Raw genomic sequence first — 15,007 nt, forward strand, 5'->3', positions numbered from 1 at the left:
ATAATTCCTTAAATCGGAATCGATTTAAGGATAAAAATATTCAGCAATTCAAAGTGCTACAGCGTCCTTTGCGGCTCTCGAAAAGACGCGCGGCGCTGTAGACGTCGAATACTCCCCCACGCAGAGCAGCCTCCCCTATGTCAGCCATCATTCTCGACGTCCTTCCTATCTTCATCCTGATTCTCATCGGCTGGGTGATCGTCCGCAGCGGGTTAATGGCCTCGAATGTCGGCGAAGCGCTCAGCGAATTCGTTTTCAAGATCGCCGTGCCGCTTCTGCTCTTCCGCACCATCGCCGAGGCGGATTTTCATGGTGCCTCGCCTTTTCGCCTCTGGATCGTCTATTTTTCCGGCGTTGCCATCACCTGGACGGCCGGCCATATCGCCGCCACACGCATCTTCGGCCGTGACGAACGAATCGGCGTGCTGGCCGGCGTTTCCTCGGCCTTCGCCAACAATATCTTCATCGGTCTGCCGCTCGTCGAGCGGACCGTCGGCGACGAAGGGCTGGTGGCGTTGTCGATCCTGCTTGCCGTGCATCTGCCCGTGATGATGGTCGCCGGCACGGTCCTGATGGAGCATGCCGAGCGCAAGATCGCCGGCAAAAGCGATCGCAGCATGGTGCTCGTGCTTCGCCAGATCGCGGTCAATCTCGTGCGCAACCCGCTGGTGATCGGGCTTGCGGCCGGCATGGCCATGCACCTTTCCGGCCTTACCATGCCGACGACGGTGGCAACAGTCGTCGGGCAGATCGCCGGCATTGCCGGTCCGGCGGCACTGATATCGCTCGGCATGGCGCTGGAGAAATACGGCGTCTCCGGCAATCTCGGCATCGCCAGCGTCACCTCGACCCTGAAGCTGCTGCTGCTGCCAGGCTGCGTCTGGGCGGCGAGCCACCTCCTCGGTCTCAGCCCCGAATGGACGGCAGCGATCGTGCTGACCTCCTCCGTCCCGACAGGCGTCAATGCCTGGCTGATCGCCAATCGCTTCGGCGTCGGTCACAGCCTCGCCGCCTCGACGATCACGGTGACGACGGCGCTCGGCGCCATCACGGTCTCGCTCTGGGCCTATTTCCTCGGTGCCTGAACCGGTCCTTGCACCAAGAAAAAGCCCGGCTTGCGGCCGGGCTCGATTGTCATGAAAGATGTTGCCGCCCTATTGCGTCGCCGTCTTTGGGTCCGGCAGGGGCACCGGTGAATCGGCGAGAGTGTGGAGATAGAGGATGACGTTGGCGCGGTCCTGATCTTTCGGCAGACCGGCGAAGCCCATTGCGGTGCCGGGAACGTCCTTCTTCGGTGCCGTCAGGAACTTGTTCAGATTTTCGAAGGTCCACTTCTCGCTGCTGCCCTTGGAGAAATCCTTCATGGCAGCGGAATAGGCGAAGCCTTCATGCGAGGCGATCGGGCGATCTACGACACCAAAGAGGTTGGGACCGACCTTGTTCGGTCCCCCTTTGGTGCCGTCATGACAGGCCTGACACTTCTTGAAGACCGTTTCACCGGCCTTGGCATCTGCAGAAGCGAGCAATTGCGCGATCGGAACGGCAACGGCAGGCGCAGCCTCGCCACCAGCGGCGGGCGCCTCTTCGGCAACGATCGCGAAACCTTCCTTTTCCGGTGCCTCAGAATGGAAGATCCCTTCGGACGCGATGGAGACAGACATCAGAACGAAAATCGTTCCGAGCAGCGCCCCCACGGCCGTATTGACGTATGAATTCATCTGCAATGCTCCCCTTGCAGCCGGCAGACCATAAACCGGACCATCTTGAAATCGCGCGGAACCTATGTCTTTTGGTTGATCGTTGCAACTGTCTAAATGGTCTTGTGCGTGAGACTTTTTGACACTTTCCAGCCCGGAATAGAAGGCCCGAACAATGAGTGATTCAAATTTAGACGGCGTGCTCGTATTGATCCCGGCGCGCATGGCCTCCACACGGCTTCCGGGCAAGCCGCTGGCCGACATTTGCGGTCTGCCGATGATCGTCCAGGTGGCGCTGCGCGCCAGGGAGGCAGCCATCGGCCGCGTCGTCGTCGCCGTCGACGACGCCCGGGTATTCGATGCGGTGGCCGCCGCCGGCTTCGAAGTCGTCATGACCCGCACGGATCACCAATCGGGTTCCGATCGGATCTTTGAGGCGCTGACGAAAGTCGATCCGGACGGAAAGGCGAAATTCATCGTCAACGTCCAGGGCGATCTGCCGACGATCGATCCGGAAACGGTGCGCGCGGCGTTGCGCCCTCTCGAGAACGAGGCGGTCGATATCGGGACGCTGACGACCGAAATCGACAATGAGCAGGACAGGACCGCGCCGCATATCGTCAAGATCGTCGGTTCGCCGATTTCCGACACCCGACTGCATGCGCTCTACTTCACGCGCGCAACCGCCCCTTACGGCAAGGGACCGCTCTACCACCATATCGGCCTTTATGCCTATCGGCGGGCGGCGCTCGAACGGTTCGTCTCGCTCGGCCCCTCGACGCTCGAACGGCGCGAATCGCTGGAGCAGCTGCGGGCGCTGGAGGCCGGCATGCGCATCGATGCCGAGATCGTTGACACGGTTCCGCTCGGTGTCGATACTCCCGCCGACCTCGAAAAAGCGCGGCGCATCCTCTCTGCAAAGTCGAACTGACGGAACCATCATGAACATCAAGACCAACAGGATCGCCTTCCAAGGCGAATTCGGCGCCAATTCCGATATGGCCAGCCGCGACATGTTTCCGACCATGGAGCCGCTGCCCTGCCAGACCTTCGAGGATGCGTTCACGGCGGTCGACAACGGCGACGCCGATATCGCGATGATCCCGATCGAGAACACGATTGCCGGGCGCGTCGCCGATATCCACCATCTGCTGCCGGAGTCGCGGCTGCATATCATCGGCGAATATTTCATGCCGATCCGCTTCCAGCTGATGGTGCTGCCCGGTGTCACCAAGGACGAGATCCGCACGGTGCACAGCCATATCCACGCACTTGGCCAATGCCGCAAGATCGTTCGCGCCAATGGCTGGAAGCCGGTGATCGCCGGCGATACGGCAGGGGCGGCAAAGCTGGTGAAGGAAACCGGCGACCGCTCAATGGCCGCCTTGGCACCGCGCCTTGCCGCCGATCTCTACGGGCTCGAGATCATCGCCGAAAATGTCGAGGATACGGAAAACAATGTGACCCGTTTCGTCGTCCTGTCCCGCGACGAGGAATGGGCGCAACGGAATTCGGCGGAAGAAAAGGTCGTCACCACCTTTGTCTTCAACGTCCGCAACATTCCGGCCGCGCTCTACAAAGCGCTCGGCGGCTTTGCCACCAATAACATCAACATGACGAAGCTGGAAAGCTATCAGCTCGGCGGAAAATTCGTGGCGACGCAGTTTTACGCCGATATCGAAGGCCATCCGAACGATCCGAACGTGCGCCGGGCGTTGGAGGAACTGCGGTTCTTCTCCGAGAAAGTCCGCATCCTCGGCGTCTACAATGGGCATGCGATGCGAGGCCTGCTTTAGAACAGGATGAAGTCATCCTGTTCTAAATTAAATAGTTAGAGCATGATGTTGTCCGAAAACCGCTGACACTTTTCGGCATCATGCTCCAAGGCAAGCCCCGCAAGTCACCTGAATTATTTATCCGGCTCACAGACACGCAGCCGATGCCCATCCGGGTCGAGCACGACGAAGGTCGGGCCGAAATCCAGTTCGGTCAGTTCCTGGGCGATCGGCAGACCGCGCTGGCGCCAGTCTTCATAATGCCTGGCGACGGCATTTTCTCCTGCGACCATGAACGCCACTTCGCCTCGATTGCCGATGGCGGAGGGCTGCGGCTCGACCTTGCTGCGCCGCCAGAGGCCGAGCGTGAAGCCGCCCTCAAGCGGAAAGGCGACGAAATTCGGCGCTTCCACGGCCGGTTCGCGGTTCAAGAGGTTCCGGTAGAAGCTGGCGCTTTCGCCCGGGTCCTTGACGTAAAGAATGATGAGATTGGGGCTGGTCATTTCGGTTCTCCCGTTGGTTACGAATTTGCGCCGCGAGAGATCTCGTCTGCTGACAATGAATGGCAGGAGACTACCGAGGGCGTTGCGATCGCAACGCCCCGTTCTCGTCGGGCAGAATGTTGATAAGGATGGGCGGCCTAAAGTGGTCGCGCATGTCGTTGTCGCAAACCGCTGCACACTTTTGTGCGATATGCTTTAGAGCGGAAAACGGTCCTCGCGGCGCGGGTCGCGTCCGTGGATGAAGCCGAGGTCGCGCTTCCGGTAATCCCGTGTCGCTTCAAGGTCGAGGCCGGTGCGGTCTCCTCTGCGAGATCGGAAAATGTTCATGACCAGGTGCAGCAGGCCGGAGCGCGCTGACTGGTGGGCATCGGCAAAAGTCTCGGCCGAAATGACATCGGCAAAGGACTCAGCCGCAAAACGGTCGTTGGTGAAATGAATGGCTGGAGGCGTTACCATGATCAGTACTCCTTCCTGGTGAAGTGTACTGATAATAACTCCATCTGCTGACAGTTTATGGCAGCAGTGTTCAGTTTTCGATCGGCACGTCCTGCGTCTCGCGCCATTCCTTGAGGAGCACCGTTCGGCGGCGCGGGTAGCGCCCCTCATGCAGCGCCATGTCGATGATGCGGTCGGTGCGGAAATGGCGAAAATCCTGGCGCAGTTCGCACCAGGCCATGAGGACGCGCACATGCTCGAAATAGCCGAGCGCGAAAGGCCAAACGCGGCGGCGCGAGATACGGCCCTGCTCGTCGCCATAATGCAGCTCGAGGATACGCTCCAGGCGGATCGCCTTGCGGATGGCCGAAACGTCAGCCTTGTCCTCGTCCCTGCGTTTGGGTCCGACGAACAGCGCTGCCGAATCGATCATCTCGCGCATATCGGCCGGCAGCACGGCGGCAATCTTGGCCAGTGCGTCGGCGCCGGCGCCGGCAAGGCGCGGCTCGGCGGCGCGGGCCACCCAACGCGAGCCGAGCACCAATGCCTCGAGCTCTTCTTCGGAAAACATCATCGGCGGCAGCATAAAGCCGGGCTTCAGCACGTAGCCGATGCCGGCTTCGCCTTCGATCATCGCGCCCTGGGCCTGCAGGCTGGCAATATCGCGATAGAGCGTGCGCAGGCTGACGCCGGTCTCCCGGGCGAGCACGGTTCCAGTCACCGGCCGCCGGTAACGCCGGAGCGTCTGGAGCAGCGTCAGCAGCCGTTCCGAGCGGGCGACCGGCATGACGCTACCGCTTCCACTCCACCCAGTCGCGCATCAGGCGGTGGGCGATCGCCCCTTTCGGCGGCGAGGCCTTGCCTGTCGCGCTCGGGCGTTCCAGCATCTCGATCGTTTCCTCGCGGGTGAACCAGCGGCAATCCTCGAGTTCCGTCTCGTCGCGGCTGATCTCGGTCGATTTCGCCTCGGCGTAACAGCCGATCATCAAGGAATGCGGCATCGGCCAGGGCTGCGAGGCATGGTAGCGGATGCGGCCGGTGCGGATGCCCGATTCCTCCAGCGTTTCGCGGCGCACGGCGTTCTCGATGGTTTCGCCGGGCTCGACGAAGCCGGCCAGACAGGAATACATGCCGGGCGCGAAATGCGGACTGCGGCCGAGCAGGCAGAGATCGCGCTGCTCGTCAACCGTCAGCATGATGACGACGGGGTCGGTGCGGGGGAAGATCACGTGTTCGCAGGCGGTGCAGACGCGCTTGTAGCCGCCGATGTGGATCTCCATCGCCGAGCCGCAGCGGCCGCAGAAGCGGTTATCGCCGTTCCAGCGGATGAGGCTTGCGGCCTGGGCGAATTCGCCGAGCAACACTTCGTCGATCAGCATTTCGCGAAACAGCGTGCGGCCGTCTGCAGGTTTGTAATGGCTGGTGAGGTCGTCGGCGTCGATGCCGACGGGAACGGCAAGGCGCGGCTCGCCGGTCTTGCGGTAGCCGAGAAGCACCGTTTCATCCCAGTCCGGCTGCAATTCCTGCAGTTCATAGCGAGCAAAGAGCGGATCGAGTACCTGGCCGTCATGCTTCAGCACCAGCTTATCCCCGGCGAAGGCGAAAATATGGGTACCTTCCTTGGCCAGCGCCTTTTCGACGGATTGTTCGTCGCGATGCTCGGAATCGCGATTGAGGTCGTTGCCGGCAAAGGCCGTGAGATTGCTGGGTTCCGGATGCGGCACATCCGAATCGAAAAGCGAATGACTCATGATGAAAGGGCTTCCCGCAGCTTCGCTGTAAATTCGTCTCTCTTTCCGTCCTCGTAGGGCTCCGCGCGCCCGAAGCCCCAGACGGGACCCGGCCAGTTGGCATCGCCTTCGAAGCGGGCAATGACATGAACATGAAGCTGGCGGACGATATTGCCAAGAGCCCCGACGTTGATTTTTGTCGCGCCGGTGATCTCCTTCAGCGCCTTGGCGACCAGCTCCGTCTCGAAGGTAAGCAGCACCTGGTCGAGCGGCGTCAGTTCGAAGATTTCGGTGATATCGGCCCGGCGCGGCACGAGAATGAGCCACGGCCAGCGGGCATCCCTCGACAATCTCAGATCGCAGAGACCGGTGACCAAGATGCTGACGCTGTCATTTTCCAGCCGAGGGTCGAGCGCGAAACCTTTCAAAGGGCATTCTCCTCATGTTTTCCAACGACTAGCAGTTTTTTTGCATGTTGGCTTGCTTTTGATGACGATATTGCCGATATGTGCATCCGGGAGGTTGGTGGTGGACGAGCCACTCGCCAACCGGGTCAGGTCCGGAAGGAAGCAGCCCTAACGAGCCCGGCACGGGTCATCGTGCCAGCCTCCCACCTTCTCTCCACGAAGTGCCCGACGATCCGGGCGACAAGCAGGGCGATGAGCGACACCGAGCGACAATCAAAAGATGCCGCCTCGACGGGCACCGGATACCGGGTGCTGGCTCGCAAATACCGCCCCAAGGATTTCACGGACCTGATGGTCGGCCAGGAGCCGATGGTCCGCACCCTCACCAACGCCTTCGAAACCGGCCGCATCGCGCAGGCCTATATGCTGACCGGCGTGCGCGGTGTCGGCAAGACGACGACGGCGCGCATCCTGGCGCGGGCGCTGAACTACAAGACATCGGAGATCGACAAGCCGACGATCGACCTTCGCACGCCCGGCGAGCACTGCCAGGCGATCATGGAAGGCCGGCATGTCGACGTGATCGAGATGGATGCCGCCTCCCATACCGGTATCGACGATATCCGCGAGATCATCGAGCAGGTGCGCTACCGCCCGGTTTCGGCGCGCTACAAGGTCTATATCATCGACGAAGTGCACATGCTGTCGACGCAGGCCTTCAACGGCCTGTTGAAGACGCTGGAAGAGCCGCCGGAGCATGTGAAGTTCATCTTCGCCACCACCGAAATCCGCAAGGTGCCGATCACCGTGCTGTCGCGCTGCCAGCGTTTCGACCTGCGCCGCATAAGCGCCTCCGATCTCGTCGGGCTGTTCACGACAATCGCGGCCAAGGAAGGCATCGAGGCGGAAGCCGACGCGCTGGCGATGATCGCGCGTGCGGCCGAAGGCTCGGCGCGCGACGGCCTGTCGCTGCTCGACCAGGCGATCGCTCATGGCGCAGGCGTCGTGCAGGCGGAAGCTGTGCGCGGCATGCTCGGCCTTGCCGATCGCGGCCGGATCGTCGATCTCTTCCAGCATATCGTCAAGGGCGATGTGGCTGCCGCCCTTAGCGAATTCCAGAACCAATACGAAGCCGGCGCCAACCCGGTGGTGGTGCTGACCGATCTTGCCGATTTCACCCATCTGGTGACGCGGCTGAAATATGTGCCGGATGCGGCAAACGATCCTTCGCTGAGCGAGGTAGAGCGCACCAAGGCGGCGGAATTCGCCAAGGGCGTTGCGGTGACGACGCTGTCACGCATCTGGCAAATGCTACTCAAGGGCATTCCGGAAACGGAAGGCTCGTCGCGGACGGCAGGGGCAGCCGAGATGGTGCTGATCCGGCTTGCACATGCCGCCCATCTGCCGGCGCCCGAGGATGCGGCGCGGCGGCTTGCCGAATTTTCCGGCGACAATGCCGGCCCGCGACCCGCGGCTCCGCCGTCCGGCAATGGCGGCGGCAACGGGACTCGGGTTTCCTATCAGAACAGTGTCACGGCGCGCGCGGCGGAAACCGCACCGAGCCAGCCACAGCCTTCGGCGCCGGTGGCGATGCTGCGTGCCGTGCCGAGCAGCCAGCCCGAGACGATGCCTGTCGGGCGGATCGAGCCAAAACCGGCGGAGGCACCGAAGCCGCTCGTCCCGGTCAATTCGGTCAACGATATCGTCAACCTCGCCACCGAGAAACGCGATCCGAAGCTGAAGGCGATGGTGCGTACCTTCCTGCGCCCGGTCCGTATCGAAGCCGGCCGGCTCGACGTCAGCCTGGCTCCCGGTGCGCCGACGACGCTGCTCAACGAGCTTGCCGTCAAGCTGAAGGAATGGACCGGCATCCATTGGATCGTCAGCCTCAGCCGCGACGAGGGCCAGCCGACGCTTGTCGAAGCGGAGGCCAGGACGCGGGAACAGCATGTGATCGACGCGCGCCAGGACCCTGACGTGGCGGCAATCCTTGCACATTTCCCCGGTGCCAAGATCATCGACGTACGCGTACGGGCGCCCGAGCCGGAGGAGGAAGGCGAGGCGACGCCGCCGGCCGCCGCCGAATCCGAGGAAGGTGACATCCTGCCGGGTGACGACATAGAATTCTGAGGTTTCAAGAAGGAGCGAGACGATGCGCGACATCATGGGCATGATGGGCAAAGTCAAGGAAATGCAGGCCAAGATGGAGCAGATGCAGGCGGAGATCGCCGAGCTCACGGCCGAAGGCAAGGCGGGCGGCGGTCTCGTCGCCGTCGTCATATCCGGCAAGGGCGAGCTGAAGAGCCTGAAGATCGACCCGTCGCTGTTCAAGGAAGACGATGTCGAGATCCTCGAGGACCTGATCGTCGCCGCTCACAAGGACGCCAAGGACAAGGCCGAGGCGCTCGCCGCCGAAAAGACCAAGGCGCTGACGGCAGGCCTGCCGATCCCGCCGGGCTTCAAGCTGCCGTTCTGAGCAATCGCCGCGTATACTCGGGCGGTCAATGCCCGGCTTGCAACAAGGCTCTCAGCTTGTAGTGGATCGGTGCAGCGAGGTATCGCGATCGGTCCGCCTCGGACAGGTGCCGGCCGAACGTTTTTATCAGCTCCGGCATCGTGACTTTCTCTCCCACAAAGGGTCGATGCTCCACAGGCATTCCAGCCTCGGCTACGCCACCTTGGATGACGCGGCAATAGATGCCGGGACGAGCAGCGGCAGTATAGCGTTTGACGAATTTCGGATCGGCCATCCTGGCGGCGAAGGTGGCGCAGGGGATGCGACATGGGGTGACTTCGAGGATGATGTCCCCCGAGGTGAACCGGTCGCCGACGCAGACGTCGCGATTGTCGAGGCCTGAGATCACCATGTTTTCGCCGAAGGTGCCCGGCTCGTAGGGCTGGCCAAGCTCCCTGCCCCACCAGTCGAGCGTCAGCGATCCCTCCACATAGACAGCCTGGTCGACGCCGCCATGGTGTTTGCGGTTGCAGATCGCATCGCCGACAAGACCTTCGGCGTCGATCATCACCGCGCCCTTGACGGCGTGTTTGAAGATGCCGGTCTTGTATCTCTTGCCCGGCGGTCTTTCCGGATTGCCGGTGCACAGGGCCAGGATTTTCATGGTATGGCGGATCCTTCCGCGATTCCGTTTTCGTTCCATATCAGTTAAGAACGGCGCATGGCAAAACGAGTCACCGGCCCCGAAATCGAAAAACTCATCCAGCTTCTGGCGAAGGTGCCGGGCCTCGGGCCGCGCTCGGCGCGCCGGGCGGCACTGCATCTGATCAAGAAGAAGGATCAGCTGCTCGGCCCGCTGTCGAATGCAATGGGCGAGGCCTATGACAAGGTGAAGATCTGCTCGCGCTGCGGCAATGTCGATACGGTCGACCCCTGCATTGTCTGCACCGACGTCCAACGCGATCAATCCGTCATCATTGTCGTCGAGGACGTATCGGATCTCTGGGCGCTGGAGCGGGCAGGCGCGATGAATGCCGCCTATCATGTGCTCGGCGGCACCCTGTCGCCGCTCGACGGGGTCGGTCCTGACGATCTCAACATTCGCGGCCTGATCGACCGGGTCGGCGAAGGCGGCATCCGGGAACTGATCATCGCGGTCAATGCCACCGTCGAGGGACAGACGACGGCGCATTACATCACCGACCAGTTGCAGGGGCTCGACGTGAAGATCACGCGGCTGGCGCATGGCGTGCCCGTCGGCGGCGAACTCGACTATCTCGACGAAGGCACGCTTGCGGCGGCACTTCGAGCGCGGACGGTGATATAGGGAGGCTTGCGTATGTTGCATCACACCCCCCTCTGCCCTGCCGGGCATCTCCCCCACAAGGGGGGAGATCGGCTAGAGGCACGCCCATCCGTTCCTCGCGTTTCAACGCTTCAATACGTGCAACGGCTACTAGGGGCGAAGCGTGGCCTGTTTCCGATCTCCCCCCTTGTGGGGGAGATGCCCGGCAGGGCAGAGGGGGGTGGGCCGCGGCAGGTCATATCGTTTATCCTTATACTCGCAACCGCTCTGATGCCTCTGCCTGCCCTCGCCGCCTCCAAAGCCGATGTTGAGGTGCAGTTCGAAAAATGGGTGCAGGCCGACCTCTGGCCGGAGGCGAAGGCGAACGGCATTTCGGAGAAGGTCTTTCAAGCCGCTTTCTCCGGCATCACGCTGAACTGGAACCTGCCCGATCTCGCCCCGCCCGGTTTCCCGCCGCCGAAGGAGCAGAAGCAGACGCAGGCCGAATTTTCCTCGCCCGCTCCCTATTTCAACGAGGACCAGCTGAAGAAGCTTGCCGCAACGGGACGCGGCTTTGCCGCCCAATACGGCTCGACGCTGAAGCGGATCGAAAAGACCTATGGCGTGCCGGGCTCGATCGTGCTTGCCATCTGGGGCCGCGAGACGGGCTTCGGTGCGGCGAAGATCCCGAATTCGGCGATCGAGGTGCTGGCGACCAAGGCCTTCATGTCGACGCGCAAGGAGATGTTCCGCACCGAGCTGGTGGCCGCACTCCATATTCTCGACGGCGGCGACGTCACACCTGCCGAGTTCAAGGGTTCGTGGGCGGGCGCGCTCGGCCAGCCGCAGTTCATGCCGACGAGCTATCTGAAATATGCCGTGGACTTCGATGGCGACGGTCACCGCAATATCTGGACCTCGGTGCCCGATACGCTCGCCTCGATCGCCAATTACCTGGTCAAGAAAGGCTGGCAGCGCAACCGCGACTGGGGCTTCGAGGTGTCGATACCGGAGGCGGTCTCCTGCGCGCAGGAGGGACCCGATCTGGCAAAGCCGCTGTCGCATTGGGCCTCGCTCGGTATCGACCGCATCTCCGGCAAGGGCTTTCCCTCCGGTGAAATGAAGGCTGAGGGCATGATGCTGGTTCCGGCCGGCCGCGACGGACCGGAATTCATCGTCACGCCGAATTTCTACATCATCAAGGAATACAATAATTCCGATCTCTACGCGCTTTATATCGGCAATCTTGCCGACCGGATCGCGTATGATGGCGGCGCCTTCCAGGGCAGATGGGGCGATGTCGGCAAGATGCTGCGCTCGGATGTCGCCGCCATGCAGAAGGCGCTGGAACGGCAGGGCTATGATGTCGGCGGTTCCGACGGTCTGCCGGGCTACAAGACCCGGCGCTCGATTGGCCAGTGGCAGGCAAAGAACGGCATGAAGCCGACATGTTTTCCGGAAGCGACGATGAAGGGCAAGCTGAAGTAATCGGCTTTAGAGCCTTTCCGGGTCAGATTGCAGCATTCTGCCGGAGCAGATTTTCGTCAGGGCAAAGGCGATTGGCGAAGGGCATACCCCTTGGTACGTCCGAGCCGATCGCCTTTGCCCTGGCGGAAAGATGCCCGGCCCTTCGGGTTGGCTGAAACGGGCCGCCTGATCGACCGGCCGGCTTGGCCGTAGAGCTTGGCTACGACGCGCGCCGGCCGGTCGACCATCCGACTCCGTTTGAGCCAACAGAATGCTTCAATCTAACCCGGAAAAGCTCTAGAGAGTGCGTTTCAGCCCTTCATGGCTGGCAACGAAACCGAGCCTCTCATAGAAGCGAATCGCATCCCCTCGCGCCTTGTCCGATGTCAGCTGCACCAAGCCGCAGCCGCGCTCGGCGCACTGAGCAATCGCCCATTCGATGAATTGCGCGCCGAGGCCCGAGCCGCGAAGATCCCTTGCCACACGCACGCTTTCGATCTGGCCGCGCCACATGCCCGTCCTCGATAGGCCGGGAAGAAAGCTCAGTTGCAGACTGCCCACGACCTGGTCGGCCGCATCGGTCGCGACAGCCAACAACTGGTTGGCATCCGCCTCGATCGCGGCGAAGGCCGAGAGATAAAGTGCATCGACGGGATCGGAGACGATTTCTCTGGCGCCGCCGAGATCGTCATCGCCAAGGAGCCGGACGATGGCGGCAAGATCGGATAGGCGGGCGAGCCTGAAATTATGCATTGACTGTTCTCAATGATGCAGATCGATCGGCGCTTTGTGGAAGACATCGTCACCTGGCGCAATGGCCTGGCGCTCGATCATGCGGTGAACATGAGGCGGGCCTTCGCCACGATGGAGCGCGCGCAGCCTGTCGATATTTTCGGCATCGGCCTGCGTGCGCCGCTGGTTGTGTCTTATATATTCGACCCATGTCGGCGTATGATAGGTCTCCGTCCACAGCCCCGGATTTTCAAGATCGCGCATCAGCGCCCAATTGCGGGCGCCGTCGCGGATGCGAATGCGGCGGCGCTCGCCCATCAGCGCCATGAATTCCGCAAGGTCCTCATCGGCAATCTCGTAATCGACCTGGATGACGATCGGGCCGCTGCGCGGCGTGATGTCGAGACTGAGGGCCGGTTCGGTGAAGCGGTTCAGCGGATCGAGGTTGAGCGAGGCGAAGGCCGGCATGGAAAAACGCAGGCCGATCGCGATGCCGAGCAGCATGACGACGGATGACATCAGCAGCGCATCGGCGACGCCGTAGCGATCCGCAGCAACGCCCCACAGCCAACTGCCGCCGGCGATGCCGCCGAAGGTGACGGTCTGATAAAGCGACAGCGCCCGGCCGACCACCCAGCGCGGCGTCGAAAGCTGGACGATGGTGTTGAACAGCGATAGTGCAGAGACCCAGCAGGCGCCGGAAACGAGCAGCCCGGCGGAGGTCAAGACGGCGCTCCGGCTGACGGCGGCGATGACGGCGCTCAATGCGAAGCCGGCAAAGGAGAGGCGGATGATCATCTCGCTGGAAAGCACCTGGCGAAGCCTCGCATTCAGCACCGCACCGCCGATCGCACCGATGCCGAAGGCGCCGAGCATGAAACCATAGGTCAGCGGGCCGCCGGCAACGAGATCGAGGGCGACGACCGGCAGCAGCGCCAGGATCGAGCTGGCGCCGATGCCGAAGAGCAGCCCCCTGCCAAGAACCTTTTCGAGATTGGGCGACATCGAGACATAGCGCAGGCCGGCAAAGATGGCGCTTCCGAGCGCCTCCCGCGGCAGGGTCGAGACGGGCGCGGCTGGCCGCCAGCGCAGCAGGGCATAGATCAAGGCGAGGTAACTCAGGGTGTTCACCGCAAAGGCCGCAGCCGCGCCTGCGGCCGCGACGATGACGCCGCCTATCGCCGGGCCGACGCTGCGGGTGATGTTGAAACCCATGCTGTTCAGCGTGACCGCTGCCGGCAGATCTGCACGCGGCACCATATCGCCGACCGAGGCCTGCCAGGAGGGATTGTTGAGCGCGGTGCCGCAGCCGATCAGGAAGGTGAAGAAGAGCAGCAGCCAGGGCGTAATCCAACCGAGCAGGGCTGAGGCCGTCAGCAGCGCCGAGACGGTGAGCATCATGCACTGCGCCGTCAGCATGACCCGGCGGCGGTCATAATTGTCGGCCAGCGCACCCGATATCAGCGAAAACAGCATGATCGGCAGCGCCGTCGAGGTCTGCACCAGCGCGACCATGTCCTCCGAGGCGGTGATCGTCGTCATCATCCAGGCGGCGCCGACCGCCTGGATCAGGCCGCCGAAATTCGAAGAAAGGCTCGCGAACCAGATGGTGCGGTAGGTATCGTGCCGCAAAGGTGCCAATGTCGACGAAGTGTAGGCCACGATTTCTCCCGCTTTTGTTATTGCGCGCCAACGGCAATATATGCGCAAGACCGGCGCTGGCCATAGGCCTGTTCGCCTCGCCGGAAGCGAATTGGCCGAATCGGTCGCAGACCTTGCAATTTCGGAAAAACCCGACTATATGCCTCTCAAATTCTTGATCGCTTGATGAAGAGTGGGCCGCAAGGACCCGCTCTTTTTTATTAGCGCGATCGCGAAAAAGCATGAAATTGCGAGGAGCGCACCGCTTGTCGGATCTGACAAACGCAGACAATGAACGTGAGCCGCGGCTGATTACCGAAACCGGGCTTGACCAGCGTCTTGCCGATATCATCGAACCCGTTCTCGTCGACCTGGGCTTCCGCCTTATCCGCGTCCGCATGATGAACCAGAACGGTGCGACGATGCAGGTCATGGCCGAGCGCAACGACGGCACGATGACGGTTCAGGATTGCGAAGAAGTCTCGATGGCGATTTCTCCCGTCCTCGATGTGGAAGATCCGGTCGATAAAGAGTATCATCTGGAAGTGTCTTCGCCCGGCATCGACCGTCCGATGGTGCGGAAATCCGATTTCGTCCGCTGGCAGGGCCACCTTGTGAAATGCGAGACGTCGATCTTGATCGATAATCGCAAGCGCTTCCGCGGCAAGATCGTCGAAGCAGGCACAGATGGTTTCACGCTCGAGCGTGACCAGATCGCCTATGGGGAAGAGCAGAAGGTCACCATTCCCTTCACGGCGCTTAGCGATGCGAAGCTCATTCTGACCGACGACCTGATCCGCGACGCATTGCGCGCCGACAAGCTGGCGAAAGCCCAGGCCGCCAACCAGAACGAAGCGGACGACGAAGAATAACCGATCAA

General features: G+C 61.9%; 17 protein-coding genes and 1 other RNA gene. 9 read left to right on the forward strand and 9 right to left on the reverse strand.

Features of this window, described 5'->3' with window-relative positions:
• Positions 1-137 precede the first annotated feature (137 nt).
• A complete protein-coding gene (locus HFO99_RS09700) occupies positions 138-1,085 on the forward strand; it encodes an AEC family transporter (protein WP_222360857.1) in 948 nt (315 codons plus the stop codon).
• A gap of 69 nt (positions 1,086-1,154) precedes the next feature.
• On the opposite strand, the gene HFO99_RS09705 is transcribed toward HFO99_RS09700, so the two are convergent.
• On the reverse strand, positions 1,155-1,718 hold the full coding sequence (locus HFO99_RS09705; RefSeq protein WP_222248804.1) for a c-type cytochrome: 564 nt from the start codon (positions 1,716-1,718) through the stop codon (positions 1,155-1,157).
• Positions 1,719-1,872: 154 nt separating this feature from the next.
• Here HFO99_RS09705 and HFO99_RS09710 point away from each other — a divergent pair, with 154 nt between their 5' ends.
• On the forward strand, positions 1,873-2,628 hold the full coding sequence (locus HFO99_RS09710) for a 3-deoxy-manno-octulosonate cytidylyltransferase (RefSeq protein ID WP_222360858.1): 756 nt from the start codon (positions 1,873-1,875) through the stop codon (positions 2,626-2,628).
• Between the two features lie 10 nt (positions 2,629-2,638).
• The gene (locus tag HFO99_RS09715; RefSeq protein ID WP_222248675.1) at positions 2,639-3,493 is read left to right on the forward strand and encodes a prephenate dehydratase; all 855 of its coding nucleotides are present in this window, start codon (positions 2,639-2,641) and stop codon (positions 3,491-3,493) included.
• Between the two features lie 113 nt (positions 3,494-3,606).
• Here the strand turns inward: HFO99_RS09715 and HFO99_RS09720 are convergent, their stop codons facing one another.
• From HFO99_RS09720 to HFO99_RS09740, 5 genes are all read right to left on the reverse strand, one after another.
• On the reverse strand, positions 3,607-3,975 hold the full coding sequence (locus HFO99_RS09720) for a VOC family protein (RefSeq protein WP_064249048.1): 369 nt from the start codon (positions 3,973-3,975) through the stop codon (positions 3,607-3,609).
• Positions 3,976-4,170: 195 nt separating this feature from the next.
• A complete protein-coding gene (locus HFO99_RS09725; RefSeq protein ID WP_222360861.1) occupies positions 4,171-4,431 on the reverse strand; it encodes a hypothetical protein in 261 nt (86 codons plus the stop codon).
• A 70-nt stretch (positions 4,432-4,501) separates the two neighbouring features.
• On the reverse strand, positions 4,502-5,197 hold the full coding sequence (locus HFO99_RS09730) for a helix-turn-helix transcriptional regulator (protein WP_222248679.1): 696 nt from the start codon (positions 5,195-5,197) through the stop codon (positions 4,502-4,504).
• 4 nt (positions 5,198-5,201) lie between these two features.
• Positions 5,202-6,161, reverse strand: coding sequence for an NAD(+) diphosphatase (gene nudC / locus HFO99_RS09735; RefSeq protein ID WP_222360862.1), 960 nt, complete (start codon positions 6,159-6,161; stop codon positions 5,202-5,204).
• The gene (locus HFO99_RS09740) at positions 6,158-6,568 is read right to left on the reverse strand and encodes an HIT domain-containing protein (RefSeq protein WP_222360864.1); all 411 of its coding nucleotides are present in this window, start codon (positions 6,566-6,568) and stop codon (positions 6,158-6,160) included. Before HFO99_RS09740 ends, nudC begins: the two co-directional genes overlap by 4 nt.
• 89 nt (positions 6,569-6,657) lie before the next feature.
• Between HFO99_RS09740 and ffs the strand changes: the two genes are divergently transcribed.
• The 3 genes from ffs to HFO99_RS09755 all read left to right on the forward strand — a co-directional run bounded on the left by ffs (position 6,658) and on the right by HFO99_RS09755 (position 9,023).
• Positions 6,658-6,754, forward strand: an RNA gene (gene ffs / locus HFO99_RS09745) — signal recognition particle sRNA small type.
• Positions 6,755-6,799: 45 nt separating this feature from the next.
• Positions 6,800-8,677: a DNA polymerase III subunit gamma/tau gene (locus HFO99_RS09750; protein ID WP_222360866.1), complete on the forward strand. Its 1,878-nt coding sequence runs from the start codon at positions 6,800-6,802 to the stop codon at positions 8,675-8,677.
• A 22-nt stretch (positions 8,678-8,699) separates the two neighbouring features.
• Positions 8,700-9,023 (forward strand): YbaB/EbfC family nucleoid-associated protein, encoded by a 324-nt coding sequence (locus tag HFO99_RS09755; protein ID WP_003555794.1) that lies wholly within the window; start codon positions 8,700-8,702, stop codon positions 9,021-9,023.
• 25 nt (positions 9,024-9,048) lie between these two features.
• Here the strand turns inward: HFO99_RS09755 and HFO99_RS09760 are convergent, their stop codons facing one another.
• On the reverse strand, positions 9,049-9,666 hold the full coding sequence (locus HFO99_RS09760; protein ID WP_222360868.1) for an MOSC domain-containing protein: 618 nt from the start codon (positions 9,664-9,666) through the stop codon (positions 9,049-9,051).
• Between the two features lie 57 nt (positions 9,667-9,723).
• On the opposite strand from HFO99_RS09760, the gene recR reads away from it, so the two are divergent.
• Together recR and HFO99_RS09770 are read left to right on the forward strand one after the other, a co-directional pair.
• Positions 9,724-10,329: a recombination mediator RecR gene (gene recR, locus HFO99_RS09765; RefSeq protein ID WP_003544338.1), complete on the forward strand. Its 606-nt coding sequence runs from the start codon at positions 9,724-9,726 to the stop codon at positions 10,327-10,329.
• Positions 10,330-10,506: 177 nt separating this feature from the next.
• Positions 10,507-11,775: a lytic murein transglycosylase gene (locus HFO99_RS09770; protein ID WP_222360870.1), complete on the forward strand. Its 1,269-nt coding sequence runs from the start codon at positions 10,507-10,509 to the stop codon at positions 11,773-11,775.
• 276 nt (positions 11,776-12,051) lie between these two features.
• On the opposite strand, the gene HFO99_RS09775 is transcribed toward HFO99_RS09770, so the two are convergent.
• Both HFO99_RS09775 and HFO99_RS09780 read right to left on the reverse strand, forming a co-directional pair.
• On the reverse strand, positions 12,052-12,507 hold the full coding sequence (locus HFO99_RS09775) for a GNAT family N-acetyltransferase (protein ID WP_222360872.1): 456 nt from the start codon (positions 12,505-12,507) through the stop codon (positions 12,052-12,054).
• A gap of 9 nt (positions 12,508-12,516) precedes the next feature.
• Entirely contained in the window at positions 12,517-14,196 is a 1,680-nt protein-coding gene (locus tag HFO99_RS09780) for an MFS transporter (protein ID WP_222360874.1), read from the reverse strand.
• A gap of 197 nt (positions 14,197-14,393) precedes the next feature.
• Here HFO99_RS09780 and rimP point away from each other — a divergent pair, with 197 nt between their 5' ends.
• A complete protein-coding gene (gene rimP / locus HFO99_RS09785; protein WP_003544329.1) occupies positions 14,394-14,999 on the forward strand; it encodes a ribosome maturation factor RimP in 606 nt (201 codons plus the stop codon).
• Positions 15,000-15,007: the final 8 nt, after the last annotated feature.

The organism is Rhizobium leguminosarum (genome assembly GCF_019798305.1).
In the GTDB taxonomy this organism is placed as follows: domain Bacteria; phylum Pseudomonadota; class Alphaproteobacteria; order Rhizobiales; family Rhizobiaceae; genus Rhizobium; species Rhizobium leguminosarum_U.

Coding starts and splice junctions, on each gene's coding strand:
- HFO99_RS09700 (WP_222360857.1), top strand. CDS start 138: ATGTCAGCCATCATTCTCGACGTCCTTCCTATCTTCATCCTGATTCTC.
- HFO99_RS09705 (WP_222248804.1), bottom strand. CDS start 1,718: ATGAATTCATACGTCAATACGGCCGTGGGGGCGCTGCTCGGAACGATT.
- HFO99_RS09710 (WP_222360858.1), top strand. CDS start 1,873: ATGAGTGATTCAAATTTAGACGGCGTGCTCGTATTGATCCCGGCGCGC.
- HFO99_RS09715 (WP_222248675.1), top strand. CDS start 2,639: ATGAACATCAAGACCAACAGGATCGCCTTCCAAGGCGAATTCGGCGCC.
- HFO99_RS09720 (WP_064249048.1), bottom strand. CDS start 3,975: ATGACCAGCCCCAATCTCATCATTCTTTACGTCAAGGACCCGGGCGAA.
- HFO99_RS09725 (WP_222360861.1), bottom strand. CDS start 4,431: ATGGTAACGCCTCCAGCCATTCATTTCACCAACGACCGTTTTGCGGCT.
- HFO99_RS09730 (WP_222248679.1), bottom strand. CDS start 5,197: ATGCCGGTCGCCCGCTCGGAACGGCTGCTGACGCTGCTCCAGACGCTC.
- nudC (WP_222360862.1), bottom strand. CDS start 6,161: ATGAGTCATTCGCTTTTCGATTCGGATGTGCCGCATCCGGAACCCAGC.
- HFO99_RS09750 (WP_222360866.1), top strand. CDS start 6,800: ATGAGCGACACCGAGCGACAATCAAAAGATGCCGCCTCGACGGGCACC.
- HFO99_RS09755 (WP_003555794.1), top strand. CDS start 8,700: ATGCGCGACATCATGGGCATGATGGGCAAAGTCAAGGAAATGCAGGCC.
- HFO99_RS09760 (WP_222360868.1), bottom strand. CDS start 9,666: ATGAAAATCCTGGCCCTGTGCACCGGCAATCCGGAAAGACCGCCGGGC.
- recR (WP_003544338.1), top strand. CDS start 9,724: ATGGCAAAACGAGTCACCGGCCCCGAAATCGAAAAACTCATCCAGCTT.
- HFO99_RS09770 (WP_222360870.1), top strand. CDS start 10,507: ATGCCCGGCAGGGCAGAGGGGGGTGGGCCGCGGCAGGTCATATCGTTT.
- HFO99_RS09775 (WP_222360872.1), bottom strand. CDS start 12,507: ATGCATAATTTCAGGCTCGCCCGCCTATCCGATCTTGCCGCCATCGTC.